This is a genomic window from Paenibacillus sp. OSY-SE, from assembly GCF_000283315.1.
Taxonomy (GTDB): domain Bacteria; phylum Bacillota; class Bacilli; order Paenibacillales; family Paenibacillaceae; genus Paenibacillus_B; species Paenibacillus_B profundus.
In genome coordinates this window covers 71,792-89,044 of record NZ_ALKF01000185.1, presented here as the reverse complement: position 1 = coordinate 89,044, position 17,253 = coordinate 71,792, and the positions used below count along the sequence as shown (strand labels likewise).

Below are 17,253 nucleotides of genomic sequence, written 5' to 3'. Positions count from 1 at the left end.
CATCAGCCTTGCTTGCGCTTCTGGTAAGCCTCGTTGAATTCCTTAATGACCTGTTCCCCGCCTCTGCCTTTCCACTCTTGGATGATCTTGTCGTAATCGTCCACCGGGCGCTCGCCAAGAATGATTTTGTTCACTTGATCCGTCAGGAATTGATCCAGTTCTTTTCCTTTTTCGCTGTATGTCGGCGAAAAGAGGCCAATCGACTGATCGCTGTACGGTTCGCCCTCTAAGGCGACTTTGAAGTTCTCATCCTTCATTTTCTTCAATTCGTCCCAATCATCCGGGTTGTAGATCCATTCTCCCTCTGCCGCGTGGTTGGTCAGCACATATTTACCTGTGCCTTCGGTCAAGCCTTTGTCGGTCAGGACGTTCTGGCCGTTCTCCTGCTTATGATGCTCGTTCTCCACGCCCCACTTCATGAATTCGGCCCCTTCGTCACCGATCTGATCGTCCAGAATGGAGAGCAGCTTCTTCACCTTATCCTCATCTTTGCCAAGGCTTGCCGGCATAACGAAGAACCCATAAAAACCGTGATACTTGCCATAGCCCTTATAGCCGTCCGGACCCGTCAACGGCGGAACCGAAGTGACGCGGAAGTCTTTGTTGACGCTATAGGCTTTGTCGAAGCGGGCTTTGCTGAAGGCGGTATACGCCCAGTTGCCAATAATGCCCGCTTTGCCGGTCAAGAAGTCCTCATCGGCCTGTGTGCCTTTCTTAATCGTATAGTCCGGGCTGAATAGGCCATCCTTATAAGCTCTTGCCAGGTATGACACCGCATCCTTCGCGTTCGGCATCAGGTACCCGTGCGTGATGCCTCCCTGGCCATCCTCGAACCAGCCGAACCGGAGCGCCCGGTAAGAGCCGAACAGGCCGTTGAAGCCGCTGAACGTGCCGTCCAATGCGAAGCCGTACGTATCTTTCTTGCCATTGCCGTCTGGATCGTTAAGCGTGAAGGCCTTCATCACTTCATACAGCTCATCGTAATTGGTCGGCATCTTCAAGCCCAGCTTATCGAGCCAATCTTGACGAATGACCATCGCGTGGAACGGAATGCCGCGCAAGCGCGGAACGCCGTAAATATGTCCTTCATACGTCAGCATGTCCCAGATTTCTTGCGGAATCTTGCTCAAATTCGGATAATCCTTGATGTAATCTTCGATGGGCAAAAACATGCCGCTCCCCGCCCAGTTGAAGTAATTGGCGTTCGGATCTTCCATCAGCATCATATCCGGCATGTCTCCCGAGGCCACTGTAACGCCGACCTTATTCGTGTAATCGCCCGCTGCCACAGGAATATATTTATACTCAATGCCGTATCTTTCCTCAATCGCCTTAATGCCCGTGCTGTTCGTCGTCGGAGGCGCCGCCCCATACAAAATGTTCATTGCCGAGACACTATACTTCTTGCCGGCATCTCCCGTGCTCTGACCTCCGCTTGCATTCGATTCCTTGCCGCCGTTGCCGCAAGCCACCAGCATGCTGGCCGCCATTGAGCACGCCAAAATTAAAGACAGCACTTTTTTACCCGGTAATTTCATGATTACATCCTCCCTAGGTTCATTGTTGAATCATGATGGGCATTCTATGATGTAAGCACTTACAAATTGCGGAAGCAACCGATTTTAGAATACGCCGCGCTCCCCCATGCGTTTTGCCAGCTTGTTGGCGCCGAAAATCATAATCAGCCCAATCAAGCCTTTCAGCAGCCCGACCGCCGTCGAGAAGCTGAAATTGCCGTTGACGACCCCCGCTTGATACACATACGTCTCGATGACTTCCCCGACGTCCCTGACGGACGGGTTCAGCATCAGGAAGATTTGCTCGAAGCCGACATCCAACACACTGCCCAGCCGCAAAATGAACAGGACAACAATCGTGCTGCGTATGCCCGGCAACGTGATGTTCCATATCTGGCGCAGCCGTCCGGCACCATCCATCTTCGCCGCTTCATACAGCTCCATATCGATGCTGGAGAGCGCCGCTAAGTAAATGATCGTGCCCCAGCCCGACTCCTTCCAGATGACCTGCAGCACCAGCATGAACCGGAAGTTGTCCGAATTGGACAAAATATCGATTTTCGACAACCCCATATCCAGCAACATGTTGTTCACGGCACCGTCGCTTTGGAACATCAGGTAGAAGATACCGGCCACGACAACCCAAGACAGGAAGTGAGGCATGTAGAAGACGGTCTGCAGCACGCGCTTGAACGACCTTTTGGATACTTCATGAATCATAATCGCCAAGAAGATCGGAATCGTGAAAGCGAATACAATTTGATAGAAGCTAATAATGAGAGTATTCAAAAAAATGCGGCCGATATCCGGATTTTCGAATATGCGGTAAAAATGCTTCAGGCCCACCCACTTGCTGTCCCAAATGCCAAGCATCAGATTGTAATCCTTAAAGGCGATTACTACACCAAGCATCGGAAGATACTTATACACAACAAAAAACAATAGGCCTGGCAGCGCCATCAGCCACAAAAACCTCTCGTTCCAAAACACCTTCCATATGCGGCTCCATATTCCGTTCCCTCTTGCCTGAATGTCCGGAGTGTAAGAGGATGCTCTTGCTGACATTGACGTCACCTCCTTTGTGTCCCCATTCTAGGTCACAAGCTCATGGCATGGAAACGTTCACTTTTTGATGCTCATTTTTTGTACCCATACAAATACACTGCAAAAAATGATAACATAAGCGGCATGTCTTTTTTTTTAATAGGAACACATTTGTCCCTGTTTCGTAAACAAAAAAAATAGTTTGACCATCTTTGACTTTTTAAAAAAAATTCGTTATGATATGGCTATAGTTCATGATTCATTGGACCCGACTTACGTTTAACGGTCCAGGATTTGGTTAATATTCTAGTTAAGGAAGCTGAGGAGGGATTATCGTGAGTTACGTTCCTGTAGTTGTCGAACAGACGAATCGAGGAGAACGATCCTATGACATTTATTCCAGACTGCTGAAAGACCGCATTATCTTTCTCGGAACTCAAGTCAATGACGTAGTAGCGAATTCGATTATCGCACAGCTGCTCTTCTTGGCTGCTGACGACCCGGAGAAAGACATTCATCTGTATATCAACAGTCCAGGCGGATCCATCACGGCCGGCATGGCCATCTTCGATACGATGCAGCATATTAAGCCGGACGTGTCTACGATTTGCGTAGGTATGGCCGCTTCGATGGGCGCATTCTTGCTGAATGCCGGAGCGAAAGGCAAGCGGTTCGCGCTGCCGAATAGTGAAATTATGATTCACCAACCGCTCGGCGGTGCCGAAGGGCAAGCGACGGATATCGAAATCCGGGCGCGCCGCATCCTGAAGATGCGCGACAAGCTGAATCATATTTTGGCCGATCGCACGGGGCAGCCTCTCGAACGGATTGAAAAAGATACGGATCGCGATTACTTCATGTCGGCGGAGGAAGCGTTAGAGTACGGTCTAGTAGATAAAGTGCTCGGAAAGATCTAATCTTTCACATTAGCTTCATCTTTCATCACAGCAAAATAACATAAATAAGCTGCTCGTGTTGCGTATTATCGCAGACGGCAGCTTTTTGTTTGACTGTATGCTGAAATATCAATGGACCTTCCATGCGCTTTCACCGTATTACAATATATGATTAAATAATAGTGATGCTTCAACGATAATTCCGTGAAGAATAGGAGGTGGGAACTTGCCAACTGTGAGAGATATAGCACGTGCAGCAGGTGTGTCACCAGCGACCGTATCGCGGGTGCTTACGGGCAAGGGGAACACATCCTCCGAAGTGAACGAAAAAGTGGCAAAAGCGATACAGGAGCTCGGATACGTACCCAATCAAAATACACAGCAGAGGTTCCCGGCAGCCGGACCTCGAACCGTGTGCTATACGATCGCACGTGATCCCAGTGAAATTTTCGGAAATCCATACTATGCCAATGTGCTCCTAGGCTTATCCAACGCTACCCAAAAATACGGATACGACTTGCAAATTTCCACATTTCGTTCTGTCGAGCAACAGGTCGAAAAATGTTTGAAATTGTATAAAGATAAAAGAGTGGACGGTTTTATTTTGTCGGGAGTGCTATCAGCAGATAAAAGCACGCTCATTCAAAACCTGCAGAAGCATTCCGTTCCGTTTGTCATGATCGGCCGCAGTCTGCAACACAACATCTTTTGTATCCATAGCGATAATTTCCGTGACGGATATGTAACCGCGCAGCATTTAATTGATGAAGGATACCGACACATTTTGTTTTTGACTGAAAGCTTGGATTTGGATGTTGTGCGCGATCGGATTGCGGGATATAAGCAGGCACTGCATAACAATGGCTTGGAGGCTGGTGACGACAACGTTATCTTGTTCGGTTCGGAAGAATCGCACATGATGGAGGCGCTGGACCAGTACAATTCTGACGGCAGAGCATTTGATGCAATCATCGCAGCCGATAGTGTCATGGCGCTCGGTGTGCTGAAATATTGCCGCGATCGCAACTTGCGCGTGCCGGAAGATGTCGGTATTATCGGCTTCAATGACGCCGCATTCCTCAATAAAATATCACCATCGATTAGCTGTACCACCATTCGAGGAGAACACCTCGGATTAGAGGCGCTTGAAATGCTAATCGAGCTGCTGGACGACCCCGAGCGCATTAACAAAAATAAAACGGTCACTCTGCCTTCAGAGCTCATCGTGCGCCAATCCACACAGCGAAGAAGCCGTCTATCAAAGGCCTAATATAGGAAATAGACGCCGAGATACGATACTCCCGGCGTCTTGTCGCATTACCACTGCAATTCAATCAATCGATCACGAACACCTGCATCGAATCCTCCCACTCCCACTCTCCTCATCATTTGTTCAATCGACCTTGACCGCCTTCACACTCGGTATCGCTTTCAGCCGTTCGACGAACTTGCAAATCGGAGTTTGCTTAGGAAGCACGACCGTCATCGTAATGTGCAACGGCGGCAGCGACTCTATCTCTTCCCGCGCTGCAGCGGCGTCCACTGTGCCATCTTCCACGTTCAACTTCTTAATCTCTATCCGTTCGCCGAGCAATTGCTCCGATATCGTGCCTAGCGTCTCGGTGCCGCCAGCAGAAATAATGTGGACCGAATGGGCTTTATTCGCCACGAGATACCGAAGTTCTACCTTGTTCAGCACTTGTAAGGAGACAAAAACGAGCCCACACGTCAAAATTGCCGGAAAATAAAATCCCGCGCCCACCGCCAAGCCAATCGCGGCCATCACCCAGAGCGTTGCCGCTGTCGTCAACCCTTTTACCGAGGTTCCTGTACGAATGATCGTTCCAGCGCCGAGAAACCCGATACCGCTAATGACCTGCGCAGCAAGACGAGCCGGATCGAGCCGGACATTCGGTTCATCGACGAAGGTGTTAAAGCCATAGATGGACAGCAGCATAATGAGTGTAGAACCGATGCATACCAATATATTGGTGCGGAATCCGGCGGCGTGTTGATTCAACTCTCTCTCAAAACCGATAATTCCTCCGAGCACAAGCGAGAGAATAAGCCGTAAGCATATGCTTGCCGGATCCGCGATCCAAGGGCTTGCCACCCCATCTCCCCCTTTCTCCCGCCAATCCTAATGCCAGGCCAATATCTGTTAGGTCTTCGTCGCGCCCGCCGTCAAGCCGGAAATGAGGAACCGCTGCAGGAACAAGAATACGGCAGCAATCGGAATCGCAATCAGCATGGAGCCCGCGGCAAAACGGGTAAAGTTGTTGCTGAATTCCTGATTGACCAGATTGAACAAGCCAACGGCAAGCGTATAGTTTTCCGAGCTGCGAATGACGATGCGCGGCAGCAAAAAGTCCATAAACGGCGTCATAAAATTAAACAAGGCGACGACAGCCAAAATCGGTTTTGCCAGCGGCAAAATAATTTGGAAGAAGATTCGGAAATGCCCTGCGCCGTCAATTTTCGCAGATTCATCCAAGTCGCGCGGTATCGTGTCGAAATAACCTTTAATCAAAAACGCATGCATCGGAATCGACGACCCGACGTAAATCAAGATTAAGCCTGCCAACGTATCCAGCAGCCCCAAAATGTTCAGCAAAATGTATAGCGCGACCATCCCCATAAGCACTGGGAACATTTTGATCAACAAGATTGCATACAAGCCATGCTTGCGCCCTTTGAAATTATAACGGGAGAACGCATACGCTAAAAATGTCGTCACGATGAGCGACAGCACGGTTTTCCAGCTAGCTACAATGAGCGTATTTTTGTACCACAGCGCATACTGGCTGCTAGGGTCCATGAAGAGCCACGAATAATGTTCAAGCGACCAATTTTCCGGTATAATCTTGGCGCTGTATAAGCTTGTACCTGGATTAAGCGAGACACCTAAAGCCCATATAAGCGGATACATAATGACGATAAACATGAACAGAATGAATGTATATATCCCGGTAAGCTCCAGTCTTGATTTCCATTTCGCACTCATTAGACGTTACCCTCCTCCTTGAACGAACGAGTCTTCCTAAATTGGAAAAAGGCGACTGTCGCCACAATCAGACCAAGGATAATGGAAATGACCGCAGCCATATTATAATTCAACGTTTCAAAAGTAAGCTTGTATACCCACGAGATAACGATATCCGTCGAACCTGCCGTCTGGCCGCGAACCGGAGGTCCACCTTGGTTGAACAAGTAAATCAGGTTGAAGTTATTGAAATTGCCTGTATATTGCATAATGAGAAGCGGCGCAGTCGCGAACAAGACGTGTGGCAGCGTAATAAAGCGGAATCTCTGCCATTTGGTTGCTCCGTCGACCTCTGCAGCCTCATACCAGTCACTCGAAATACTTTGCAGCACACCTGTAAACAAGGCGAACACAAAGCTGAAGCCTAGCCATACTTGCACGATAATAATCGCAACTTTCGTCCATAGCGGATCAGACATCCACGGAATCGATAAGCCGAACGGCGCCAGTATTTGCCGGTTAATCGCTCCGAATTGATCGTTGAACATGGCGGCAAACACGAGAATGGAGACGAATGCGGGCACCGCCCACGGCAAAATGAGCATCGTCCGAATAAACTTTTTAAATCTCACGCGCTTGTCGTTAACGATAACCGCTAAGAACAGCGCCAGCGAAATCTGCAGCGTCGTCGCTACAAACGTCCATACGATCGTCCAAGATAGGACCGAGAAAAACGTATTTCGCCAAATTGGAACCGCAAAAATATTTTTGAAATTGTCGAGTCCTACCCAATCCAACAGAAAGCGAGGGGGCGAGTTATAAATGTTATAGTTCGTGAACGCCAAAGAAACCATGAACAATAGCGGCAAAATAAGCACGAAAATAATCATGAAAATCCCCGGTCCCACGAGCACGTACGGAACCCCTTTATCCCATGCTTGCTTAAATCCTTCACGAATCGAGGTAATCCTCCAGCCCTCGCGAATCTTGCGGGCTTCGTTCCGCGCATCAGTTAGGTTGATCCAATAAAACATGATGAGAAACACCGTCAATATAACGGAGATGATGCCTTGAATAATCAGTGACCGGGAATCATCAACACCTTGAATCGTTCCCAGCGTATATAAACCCCAGTAACCAATATTCAAAAAATCAGCGAATGCGACCAGAAACGACAAAAATAAAACTAAAAATAGAGAACCTTTCATATATCTTCGGTTATAGAATTGCCCCAATCCCGGAATGATGGATAGCAGCATCGCCAATTTCGGATTATGTTTGCTTATTTGCGGCTTGTCGGTTCGCGCATGTTGTTCTCCCAATCTAATCAAGCCTCCTCATTTACACCCGTTGCAGCGTCATGATGCGGGTTGGGATACGCTAGAAGTATCCCAATCCGACATTACGTCCTATTTATTTGCATTATTAATGGCGATTTGTTCTTTAATCTGAACAACTGCTTCATCCAACACCTCTTTGGTGTTCTGTCCCTTCGTCAAGAAGACGAGCGCATTTTTCATAGGCTCCCATGTTTGGGAGATTTCCGGATTGTTCGGTGTCGGCGTAGCGTACTTCGCTTGCTCTGCAACCGCCGAGAAATACGGATGCTTCGTTACTAAATCGCTTTCAAGAATGCCAGGACGCGCTGGGATTTCACCAGCAGCTTGGAAGTGGCTGGCCCCGTTCTCATCGTTCGTAATGAACAAGGCCAGTTCAGTAGCCCATTCTTTATGGTTGGAGAACGGAGACAGTACCAGACCTTTCACTCCGAGGAAAGAAGGAGGACGTTGACCGTTATCCAGCTTCGGCAGCGGAACCGCGCCAAGCTTGTCTCCAAGCGCCTCTTCATAGTTCTTAATCGACGATGGAACCGAGATGACGGCTGCAACTTTCCCTTCCTTGAACAATCCATCAAGGACGTCCCCATTAATCGATGCCGGGATGAGCCCTTTTTCGAACCATGACTTCACCAGCTCTGCTCCTGTGACGGAGCCTTCGTTATTCAATCCGATATCATCGACGTCGTAACCTTTATCCTTGTCATATCCGAAAATGTAACCGCCATTGCCTTGCAAGAACATGTTAGAGTAGTAAAAATTCGTTGCATCGAATAAGAAGCCGTATTTATCTTGCGACGCATCCGTAAATTCAACCGCGAATTTCTCCAGCTCTTCCCACGTTTCAGGAGCTTTCGGCATCAGCTCCTTGTTATAGAACAATGCTGTCGTTTCGACAACCATCGGCATGTTGTAAATTTGGCCATCCACCGTAACGGCTTGAATAGCTTCCGGTGAATATTGGCTGATTTGCTCCTCGCTGATTTTGAATGGCTCAGCCAAGCCTTGCAGAACATTGCGGCCCATCGAATTATGCGTTGCGCTCCATAAGTCAGGACCACGGCCTGAAGGACCATCGAGTGAAAAGGCTTTCGCTTGTTGGCGCGGGTTGAACGGAATGACCTCGACCTCAATGCCGGTCTTCTCCGTGAACTTCGCCGTAATGGCCCGCAGCGATTTTAATTCGGGCTCATTTTCCGCCCCCCATACTTTAAGCTTGTCCGGTTTTGCAGGCATTTCGCCTTCCTGTTGCTGCTGATTCGTGTCCGCATTCGGCTTCGCTTGTTCAGCGTCGCGCTTCGGACCGCAAGCAGTAAGTGACAAGATGACAGACAATGAGAGCAGCAGCAATACCATTTTCTTAGCCATGATTTAGTTGTCCCCCTTGAAATGAATGTCGTTTTTTATTCGTACACGTGCTGACCGAGGTGGTCTTTATGCAACGTTACCGATTCGCATTTGCCTTCCGAATCAAGAATAAATTGCACAACACCCGCATTATACACGGGATAGGTGTCGCCTGGATTGGCGATCTGTTTCATATCTGCAGTCGTCTGGCCATGTCCGAATACGGCAATGTGCGCTTCCGTTCCGCAATAAGCCTTGAGCTTCACATCGAAAAACTTTTGTACGCGCTTTCGTACAATTGCATGATTTTCCGGCCAAGTCGGCCACCACTTTTGCTTTACATCTTGGTAGTCTGCAAATTGCACATGCGGGAATTCCGTTAGCACTTGCTCACAGCTTTCCCAATCATAATCGCGATAGTCTTTCCATTCCTCATTGAAAATTTCAGACATTTCGGGAATAAGCACGATGTCCAAGCCTTTGGCCTTGGCGAGCGGTGTCGCCGTCTGAATCACTCTGCGCAACGGGCTGCAGAAGATAGCCTGCAATGGAATATCTGCGAAAAAGGGCGGGATTTGATCCGCCTGCCATCGCCCTAATTCCGACAAGCTGCAGTTCGGTCCGCCTCCCTGTCCAATATTCATCGTCGATTGCGCATGTCGAATTACATATAAGTGCATAGTAAGATGTTCTCCTCTTCATTGAAATCATCATCCGCTTGGCGGGCAGCTCTCTCTTTATACGCCGCTCTGTTGATAGAATAGTTGACCGGCTTCAAGGTGAGTCGTATCATTCAGCTTGATTAGCTCTGTTGCATGCTCACGGAAAATGATATGGTTCATGCCCGTATTCGCTTGGGGGAATCGAATATGCGCCGATGAAGCGATACCTAACGCCTCACGAATCAAATACTCGTTAAAGTTCCCATGGCAGAATACCGCGATCCGCTCCTCGCCGCACATTCGCAGCTGCCGCAGCACTTCGCGCGCACGCTGTACGACGAGCTCGTGATAGTCTCCTCCCGGATACACCCATCCGTCTTTCTCTATCGTGTCCTGGAATGTCGCTTCCGGAACGTAGTCCAGTAACGATTCCAGCGAAGGCCCCATGTACAGGTCGCCTTCTCTCACTTCGTATAATTCCTTCCGTACCTGAACCGGCAAATGAAGCATTTGTGCCAGAGGCTGCGCCGACTGCATCGCTCGAATTAACGGACTGGCGAATATGGCGGTAATGCCTCTGTCTCGTAAATACATCGCCGCGTGTCCGGCTTGTACGAGGCCACGCTCTGTTAGAGGCGAATCAGGCATATCCCGGTCCGGCATCGTATTGCCGACCGACTGCCCGTGCCGCACAAGATAAAGTTCCATAATCGCTCCCTTGCTAACCTTCAATTACTTAATATTTCTGCTTACATCTGCTGTCGAACACAGCCTTTGTTGTTATGTCGGCTGAGCCTTATTCGCCCTTGAATTCGTACCTGTCGGTCGATTGGCGAATAACTAATTCTGACGGCAGCGTTACATTTTTTTTAAGACTCATCGCTTGAGGCTGATCAATGATCTCATTCAATAAATGGAATGCTTCCGCTCCCAAGCTAGCCCCGTTCATCTCCACACAGCTTAGCGTCGGAGACACTTTGACTAGATATGGCGCATCATTGAATCCGAGAATCCCCACATCTTCCGGCACGCGCAACCCTTTAAGCTGGCAGAACTTCAATACACTGAGCGACATCACGCTATCTGTCGCCATAACGCTATCGAAGGCAATTCCTTCATCCAGCAAGTGCTGCAGCGCTTCCATAATGTCGTCTTCTTCCGCACCGACTTGAACGATACGATTAGGGCCGACGTCCAGCCCGAATTGCTGCACGGCTTGTCTGTAACCAGAAATTCGCGCTCCAAATACGTCCAGCTGCGTATCTTGTGTAAATACGACGATATTTCGGTACCCTGCTTCAATAAGATGTCTGGCAGCCATATATCCGTCCCGCATATTATCGTTATGCACGGAGAACACCTCGTGATGGAACGTGCGTCCGATCAGCACGAAGGGAATATGCTCCTCATGAAGCGCTTTCAACAGCCTTTCCTTGTCGATAGATAGCACCCCGGTCAATATGAATCCGTCTACCTTCTGTTGCTTGTACAATCGCAAGCATTTCTGTATCTGCTGCTCCACACAATGATACACAGCAAACTGCAAATCCATGTTATGCTGTTCGACTGCGCTCGATAGCCCGTACAGTACACTGTCAAAGAACGGGTTCCCGAAAATGTCCATCGAGTTCCTTGCGATGGTTAAGCAGATGGTCCTGCTGTTGGTAGACGCAGGCTTCACGCCCGCAGGAGGCACATAATTCGTCTCCCGTATCGCCTTTTGGACCTTAGCCCGTGTTTCTTGCGATGTGTTGCCTTTATTCGACAATACTCTTGATACAGTTGCTGGAGATACACCAGCCAATTTTGCAACATCCTTCATATTGGCCACGAAATACCCCCTACATTGCTATGAAACAAAAACCTGAAATGATTGAAACATGTTTCATACATATTAAACCACACATCAATATAAATGAAAAGGATTAATTTGTTTCAGGCTCAATTTTTATGTTTTCTGTGAAAAACAAATGAGAAACGTCCCTCTTTCTCTGAAACAAGTCATGTTTATGTTGCACGTATGATGAAACAATTTCTTGGATTATTGGCGTTTAGCGACAACGGAGAGAAGCTTCCGATATTAATCCATAGATATGAAGTATAAGTATCCTCTAAAGAAATACTGTATCGGCTTTAAAGTAATAATCTTCGCAAGTAAGTACTTCTCTCCTTTTCTGTACCTTTACCCGTACTGCAACCTCCAAGCGATTCTCCTAAGCTGCTGTCTAAATGAACAATGATTAGTGATTCTGAAAAAAGTATCCCCTCTCTTTCTTGACCTTTTACTCTTCATAATATAAGTGAATAATAACATTTTTTTACAACAAAATGAGAGCACTTGTTCTTGCTATATCATAGGAATTCACACATTTATTTGTGAGTTATAAATAAAAATCTCCTTAAATATATATAGAAAGGAGGCCTGTATGTGGATTAGTCAGATATATTCAGCTCATGGCTTACTGTTGTGGGTAATTTTGGATTCCATGTAGCCATTACAATTTACTTTTGAAAAGAAAATTGATTCCCTACAGCAAGACAATTCAAAGTTTGACTGAACGAACCATAAACAATAACAAGTAAGACTAAGAAACGGAATTATTACCTGTTTACTTGGTCTTTTCTAAAGGATTTTTATACTACCGTATCGAACTCTTCAAGGTACCTTCCCGCAAAAATACTAGCCGGACTTGAAGAGGGAGAATATCATTTCGTTACAAGTTATGGAGGTTTTTTATGATACGTCGTTTACTTATATGTGTTTGTACACTAATTGGTACGGTCATTATCTTAAATTTTCAGGATATTCAAAACTTAATGGATCCTGGTACTACTTTTAAGAAAGAAATTATGGATAATATAGAAGACAAAGAAGTTTCATCTTTAGAATTTTATTTTTCCTCTAACGAGAATGAAATAATCACAAAAGACAAAAAGGATATCAACCGAATTTTAGAGATATTGTCTGAAATGAATTTGAAGAGAGGTAAAAATACTACTGATAAAGAAATTTGGATAGATGTAAGAGTACAAGGTGAAAAAAGGTATCTGTTGGCTCTGAGCGACGATAAAAGTCAAATAACAATAATTAATTACAGGGATAAAAAAGATATAGTAAATTATTATACAATAGAAAATAATTTTGATTTAGATAAAATAAAGGACATACTGAATAAAGTAAGTCAAGAGTAAAGGGCTGAACTTTTTTCAAACCTCTCATCCTCAAACCGTACACGAGGCTTCCCTTATACAGCTTTCCGATATTCGTCATACATTTGCATGCAAATTGAGCAGTGTTTTTAATCCCATTGTTTAACTAAGTGCCTTACTTCTTGCATTGAAATCATCGCCTTCTTCGCTGTCTCTACTTCGTTGGCCTATCATCGGGCGAATCGTTATATGATATATCCAATCCAGCTTAGCTAAGCTAGTCTGGCTGATAGAGTAGTTGCGCCAGCCCTGTACAATATGCTCGTCTATTGAACATGATCTCATGCTTGGAGGCCATAATTTAATTATCTTCTCGTATTCGCCCACTGTCTTCTTCCATTACCCCGGAATTTTACGAATAAGCTTGAGCAATCGCTTGTTGGTAATTCTTGTTTCAAAAACATAAATGCAAAGGGTTAATTTATTTTACGCTATATTTTTACGTATTACGTGAAAAACAAATGAATAAGAGTCTGAGTACCATGAGACAAATCGCTTTTTTGTTACACCAAAACTGAAACAAGCAAAAAAACCGTTTATTAACATGTAGCAGATCCGTTCCACAATCCTGGCGATAAGTGAATAGAGCGTTACTGAATAATTGACTGATTCATATATGTAAAATATTGATGTTACTTCGTGGACAAAGTAAAAAAATCTCCTATTGTAGAGTTACTTACGCGTTATCAATAAACGCCTCAACAAAGGAGATTTCTATAAATAAATGTTCTCGCCAATTAGCTTGTTTGCTTCTTATGATATGTAGTGCGACTAACTCACAAGATGCAGTCTCTTATGGTGAAGCTCATATATATGTTGACAATGACTTGAAACAGTATCATCGTGAGTAACGATCACCATTGTCATTCCGTTCTGATGAAGGGCATGGAATATCCTCAATATAGACTCTTCGGTTACCTCATCCAATGAGCCAGTAGGCTCATCAGCTAATAATATTGAAGGTTTTTTAACTATGGCACGGGCTATTGCTACTCGCTGACGTTCTCCACCTGATAAAGATGATATGTCTTTTTTGATGTGACTTTCAATATCCATATCATGTAAAACTTCTTCAACCCTACTTTTTATTTCTCCTCTAGGTATCCTGAGATATTGCAGTGGCAGTGCAATATTATCGAAAACATTTCGATCATCTAGTAAGTGGAACTTTTGCGTTATATAAGCAACGTGATTCCTTCTGTATTCTGCCAGTTGCTTTGCTGTAAACCGTGAAATATTGGTTCCGTTAAAAAGCATGTCACCTTCTTCGAATGGAAGCAGGCCTGCTAAAATATTGAGTAAAGTAGATTTTCCACAACCGCTCTTCCCCTTAATAGCGATAGATTCTCCTTGATGGATTTGAATATTTACATTCTCTAAGATGTTCGTGTACTGTTTCCCATCAATAAATCTTTTTTTTATTCCTGCGAGTTCAATCATCGTATTGGTTTGTACCTCCTTAATCCCCGATATTTATATCTTTCATAATTGGGCGGAACAAAAGCTTACTCGCCAGCAAGAGGCAAATGATAATACTCATAGAGATACAAATTAAAAACATAAAAAACTGTGTTTGAAAATCACCGATTTTAAGAATCTGATCTAGAACAATGAAGCTTGTTAAATAAGCAGCCAGTATAATACTAAATATTTCGATCCACTGCATTTTTATAAGTCCAACTTTAGTAGCCCCATTGATATAATGAATGGCGAAAAATGATAATCTCTTTTTCTGTTGTAGAAATAAAATGATAATGATAATAATTAAATTTAATAGAGCTGTAGAGAGAAATACAGTTTGGACTAAGGTTTTATCTTCTTGTAAAACGGTCATTAAACCCCTGTATTTTAGGAAATGTGGATTCAGACCGATAAAAGAATAACTTCCAATAGATGATTTTTGAGCAATCGCGTTAATCCGCTGCATCATTGATTGGTTACTTGATGGGTCATTGTCTGTAATAATGTAGCCGTTGATCATAGCAAAATAGCTAGCTTGTTGGAATAATTCATCTACTTCTGAAGTAGGCTTATTATCATACTCTCTATAAGGGAGCAGGATATATTTGTCCAAGTAAAACTCCGTATCATTATTAAAGTAAAGCTTACTGTTTTCCTTTAAAAATCCAATAATTTTGATAGTAAATGACTTATTATAAAAATTGATAGTCGTTTCATCGCCAATATGAAATACATTTCGATAGGAAGCTCCCAACAATACTGGTACAGTATCCTCGAAACCCTTAAATTCATGTTCACTCCAAATCGTTCCTTCTGCTGCAACTAAGCCAAAAAAGTCAAGAGCCTGCTTATTCATTTGAAACGATTTAACAGCGGTAAATGTAGCATTTTCTATCTTTGTCTGGTACTTCCTGTTGCCTTGCTCATACCCCTCAATAAACTCATCAGGTAGTCCATTATCCTTTAATAGGAGATGGTGATTGAACATAGCTAGATAGTCAAAATCATTTGTATGATTTAGTTCATTGTAATAGTTTTTTAATCGTTCGAGATAATCCGGTTGGCTAACAAAATCTTGGTACACTTCGCCATCATAATAACCATCAAGCAACTGATAGATGGACTTTCCTTCATAGATCTGTTGAAGACCATTACTTTCGTAATTAAGCTGTTCGATAAAAGAAATGAAGGTTCCTATAATGATAAAAAATAAAGTAAGCTGAAGATAAAGAACCATCGTTAATAATTTATGCTTTTTTAAATAAATTTTCAGTTCGTTTAGGATCATTTGCTGATTGCACCACCTTTTGATGAAGAAGCAGCTCTGAGAAACAGGCTTAACAAAGACCAGGCGCTAATCAGAAAAAGAATGACGATCCATATCATTTGTTTAAAAAATGATCCGGAATCAAAAATAGAAATAAATAAAAACATCATAACTCCCGGGACAGTAATATACATGAAGACTTTAAAGAATAGCTGTCGAATAATTTTATTTTTTGCAATACCCATGATGAATAAAATATACAACTTCTTCTTTTCTGATTCGTACCAATACCGTATAAATGCTAATACACTAAGGAACAAAAGGAGATAAAACTCAAAAATTAGCAAACGATATAGAAAGGGGATATTTGCCGTTCTCGATAGCCCTTTTTGTGTACTTTCAATCAGAGTGAGCATAGGAAATTTTTTGATTAGATTTTCGGTGATTTCAGTCACCGTTGATTTATTATCACTATCAATAATAATTCGCATATCAGGTGTTAAAGGCGTCTGATCAGGTTGATAGAGCAAGATTAGATAGTCAACTGGACTCGCAAATGATGCACCCATAATTCCGATTACTTCATAATTTTCTCCATTAAAAGATACACGCTTCGCACCGTTACTGTCCTTAGCGTACTCTAACATTTCCCTTCCAATAACCGCTACCGGCTTCTTTTCTTCATGAGTAAAAAAACGACCAGATTCGATCGGAGGGGACCAATCACTATTATGATCTTTAAAAAAGCGGTAGGTATCATTATATTCTATGAACAGTCGATAACTGGATTGTGAAAGCTCAGTTTCGACCCAATCGTTATCACCGTTATTCATTAATACAGCATGATGATTAGAATAGAATCCATTGGACAATTCGTTGAACCTTTCTTGCTTATCGATATAAGTTAGAAAAAGGTAATACATTATATAAAGGCATAAAAAAAGTAAGGTGAAAATAATATCTTTTCTTCTCAGTGTAAACATCTGCTTTCCTCATTTCACTACAGATTAAGCAAATACTAGAGGCTGCTTTATCTCCCTTTTCTTCGAGATAAAGTAGCCTCCTAGCAAATTATCTTTGTAAACGAGTCACATGCAGTAGCCCTCTATCCCCCCTAAATTCTTTCATGTCATATTCCAATTTCGAATTCCTATGGAACTGGGGACACAAAGGTCCTGCTTTTCTCTTATCTTTTAGTCTAAGAGAGTAATTCTTTTTTTGAAGCTGTAAGATGTATGTATCAAGCTCTTGACTAAGTTCAATAACATACTCATCATTGAAACTTTTGATATCTACTACTGCTTTTATTAAGCGTTGACGCAGCTCTTCAATTTTATGAAGAATTATAGATTCCTCTTCATTGGGAATATGATTTGAAATAATCATACCCACCTTTCTTAAGTGAATCACTTAGATGAATTCATATTCTTGATAACCTCTTAATCTGTTGATTGTGTAATAACCTTAAAATAGGTTTCGTCTATTCGTAACAATTTTCCATTCACAAAACTTTTCGACATTTTATTTGT

General features: G+C 44.0%; 16 protein-coding genes. 3 read left to right on the top strand and 13 right to left on the bottom strand.

Annotated features, from left to right (window positions below; all coding sequences use genetic code 11):
- Window positions 1–2: 2 nt before the first annotated feature.
- Both A372_RS0116600 and A372_RS0116595 read right to left on the bottom strand, forming a co-directional pair.
- Window positions 3–1,538 (bottom strand): extracellular solute-binding protein, encoded by a 1,536-nt coding sequence (locus A372_RS0116600; protein ID WP_019422004.1) that lies wholly within the window; start codon window positions 1,536–1,538, stop codon window positions 3–5.
- Window positions 1,539–1,622: 84 nt separating this feature from the next.
- Window positions 1,623–2,582 carry an ABC transporter permease gene (locus tag A372_RS0116595; RefSeq protein WP_019422003.1) on the bottom strand — a complete coding sequence of 320 codons (960 nt, stop codon included), beginning with the start codon at window positions 2,580–2,582 and terminating at the stop codon, window positions 1,623–1,625.
- 314 nt (window positions 2,583–2,896) lie between these two features.
- Here A372_RS0116595 and clpP point away from each other — a divergent pair, with 314 nt between their 5' ends.
- Both clpP and A372_RS0116580 read left to right on the top strand, forming a co-directional pair.
- The gene (gene clpP / locus A372_RS0116590; RefSeq protein ID WP_019422002.1) at window positions 2,897–3,478 is read left to right on the top strand and encodes an ATP-dependent Clp endopeptidase proteolytic subunit ClpP; all 582 of its coding nucleotides are present in this window, start codon (window positions 2,897–2,899) and stop codon (window positions 3,476–3,478) included.
- A 214-nt stretch (window positions 3,479–3,692) separates the two neighbouring features.
- A complete protein-coding gene (locus tag A372_RS0116580) occupies window positions 3,693–4,727 on the top strand; it encodes a LacI family DNA-binding transcriptional regulator (RefSeq protein WP_237728546.1) in 1,035 nt (344 codons plus the stop codon).
- Window positions 4,728–4,850: 123 nt separating this feature from the next.
- Here A372_RS0116580 and A372_RS0116575 read toward each other — a convergent pair whose 3' ends face one another.
- The 7 genes from A372_RS0116575 to A372_RS0116545 form a co-directional block, all read right to left on the bottom strand.
- Window positions 4,851–5,570 (bottom strand): MgtC/SapB family protein, encoded by a 720-nt coding sequence (locus A372_RS0116575; protein ID WP_019421999.1) that lies wholly within the window; start codon window positions 5,568–5,570, stop codon window positions 4,851–4,853.
- Window positions 5,571–5,618: 48 nt separating this feature from the next.
- On the bottom strand, window positions 5,619–6,461 hold the full coding sequence (locus tag A372_RS0116570; protein ID WP_019421998.1) for a sugar ABC transporter permease: 843 nt from the start codon (window positions 6,459–6,461) through the stop codon (window positions 5,619–5,621).
- The gene (locus A372_RS0116565) at window positions 6,461–7,762 is read right to left on the bottom strand and encodes a carbohydrate ABC transporter permease (protein ID WP_019421997.1); all 1,302 of its coding nucleotides are present in this window, start codon (window positions 7,760–7,762) and stop codon (window positions 6,461–6,463) included. The genes A372_RS0116570 and A372_RS0116565 overlap by 1 nt, the downstream gene beginning before the upstream one ends.
- Before the next feature lie 87 nt (window positions 7,763–7,849).
- Complete coding sequence (locus A372_RS0116560) at window positions 7,850–9,145, bottom strand: extracellular solute-binding protein (RefSeq protein ID WP_019421996.1); 1,296 nt, start codon at window positions 9,143–9,145, stop codon at window positions 7,850–7,852.
- Between the two features lie 35 nt (window positions 9,146–9,180).
- Complete coding sequence (locus A372_RS0116555; RefSeq protein WP_019421995.1) at window positions 9,181–9,804, bottom strand: histidine phosphatase family protein; 624 nt, start codon at window positions 9,802–9,804, stop codon at window positions 9,181–9,183.
- Between the two features lie 57 nt (window positions 9,805–9,861).
- The gene (locus A372_RS0116550) at window positions 9,862–10,494 is read right to left on the bottom strand and encodes a histidine phosphatase family protein (protein WP_019421994.1); all 633 of its coding nucleotides are present in this window, start codon (window positions 10,492–10,494) and stop codon (window positions 9,862–9,864) included.
- Window positions 10,495–10,582: 88 nt separating this feature from the next.
- A complete protein-coding gene (locus A372_RS0116545; RefSeq protein WP_237728545.1) occupies window positions 10,583–11,608 on the bottom strand; it encodes a LacI family DNA-binding transcriptional regulator in 1,026 nt (341 codons plus the stop codon).
- Between the two features lie 914 nt (window positions 11,609–12,522).
- On the opposite strand from A372_RS0116545, the gene A372_RS0116540 reads away from it, so the two are divergent.
- Window positions 12,523–12,978: a hypothetical protein gene (locus A372_RS0116540; protein ID WP_019421992.1), complete on the top strand. Its 456-nt coding sequence runs from the start codon at window positions 12,523–12,525 to the stop codon at window positions 12,976–12,978.
- Between the two features lie 789 nt (window positions 12,979–13,767).
- Here A372_RS0116540 and A372_RS0116535 read toward each other — a convergent pair.
- The 4 genes from A372_RS0116535 to A372_RS34100 all read right to left on the bottom strand — a co-directional run bounded on the left by A372_RS0116535 (window position 13,768) and on the right by A372_RS34100 (window position 17,110).
- Window positions 13,768–14,436 (bottom strand): ABC transporter ATP-binding protein, encoded by a 669-nt coding sequence (locus A372_RS0116535; protein WP_019421991.1) that lies wholly within the window; start codon window positions 14,434–14,436, stop codon window positions 13,768–13,770.
- A 19-nt stretch (window positions 14,437–14,455) separates the two neighbouring features.
- On the bottom strand, window positions 14,456–15,745 hold the full coding sequence (locus A372_RS0116530) for a hypothetical protein (RefSeq protein ID WP_019421990.1): 1,290 nt from the start codon (window positions 15,743–15,745) through the stop codon (window positions 14,456–14,458).
- Window positions 15,742–16,707: an ABC transporter permease gene (locus A372_RS0116525; RefSeq protein ID WP_019421989.1), complete on the bottom strand. Its 966-nt coding sequence runs from the start codon at window positions 16,705–16,707 to the stop codon at window positions 15,742–15,744. Before A372_RS0116525 ends, A372_RS0116530 begins: the two co-directional genes overlap by 4 nt.
- 88 nt (window positions 16,708–16,795) lie before the next feature.
- Window positions 16,796–17,110: an aspartyl-phosphate phosphatase Spo0E family protein gene (locus A372_RS34100; protein WP_019421988.1), complete on the bottom strand. Its 315-nt coding sequence runs from the start codon at window positions 17,108–17,110 to the stop codon at window positions 16,796–16,798.
- Between the last annotated feature and the right edge of the window lie 143 nt (window positions 17,111–17,253).

Excerpts from the sequence above, each read along its gene's own strand:
- A372_RS0116600 (WP_019422004.1), bottom strand. The coding sequence starts at position 1,538 with ATGAAATTACCGGGTAAAAAAGTGCTGTCTTTAATTTTGGCGTGCTCA.
- A372_RS0116595 (WP_019422003.1), bottom strand. The coding sequence starts at position 2,582 with ATGTCAGCAAGAGCATCCTCTTACACTCCGGACATTCAGGCAAGAGGG.
- A372_RS0116570 (WP_019421998.1), bottom strand. The coding sequence starts at position 6,461 with ATGAGTGCGAAATGGAAATCAAGACTGGAGCTTACCGGGATATATACA.
- A372_RS0116560 (WP_019421996.1), bottom strand. The coding sequence starts at position 9,145 with ATGGCTAAGAAAATGGTATTGCTGCTGCTCTCATTGTCTGTCATCTTG.
- A372_RS0116555 (WP_019421995.1), bottom strand. The coding sequence starts at position 9,804 with ATGCACTTATATGTAATTCGACATGCGCAATCGACGATGAATATTGGA.
- A372_RS0116550 (WP_019421994.1), bottom strand. The coding sequence starts at position 10,494 with ATGGAACTTTATCTTGTGCGGCACGGGCAGTCGGTCGGCAATACGATG.
- A372_RS0116545 (WP_237728545.1), bottom strand. The coding sequence starts at position 11,608 with ATGAAGGATGTTGCAAAATTGGCTGGTGTATCTCCAGCAACTGTATCA.
- A372_RS0116540 (WP_019421992.1), top strand. The coding sequence starts at position 12,523 with ATGATACGTCGTTTACTTATATGTGTTTGTACACTAATTGGTACGGTC.
- A372_RS0116535 (WP_019421991.1), bottom strand. The coding sequence starts at position 14,436 with ATGATTGAACTCGCAGGAATAAAAAAAAGATTTATTGATGGGAAACAG.
- A372_RS0116530 (WP_019421990.1), bottom strand. The coding sequence starts at position 15,745 with ATGATCCTAAACGAACTGAAAATTTATTTAAAAAAGCATAAATTATTA.
- A372_RS0116525 (WP_019421989.1), bottom strand. The coding sequence starts at position 16,707 with ATGTTTACACTGAGAAGAAAAGATATTATTTTCACCTTACTTTTTTTA.
- A372_RS34100 (WP_019421988.1), bottom strand. The coding sequence starts at position 17,110 with ATGATTATTTCAAATCATATTCCCAATGAAGAGGAATCTATAATTCTT.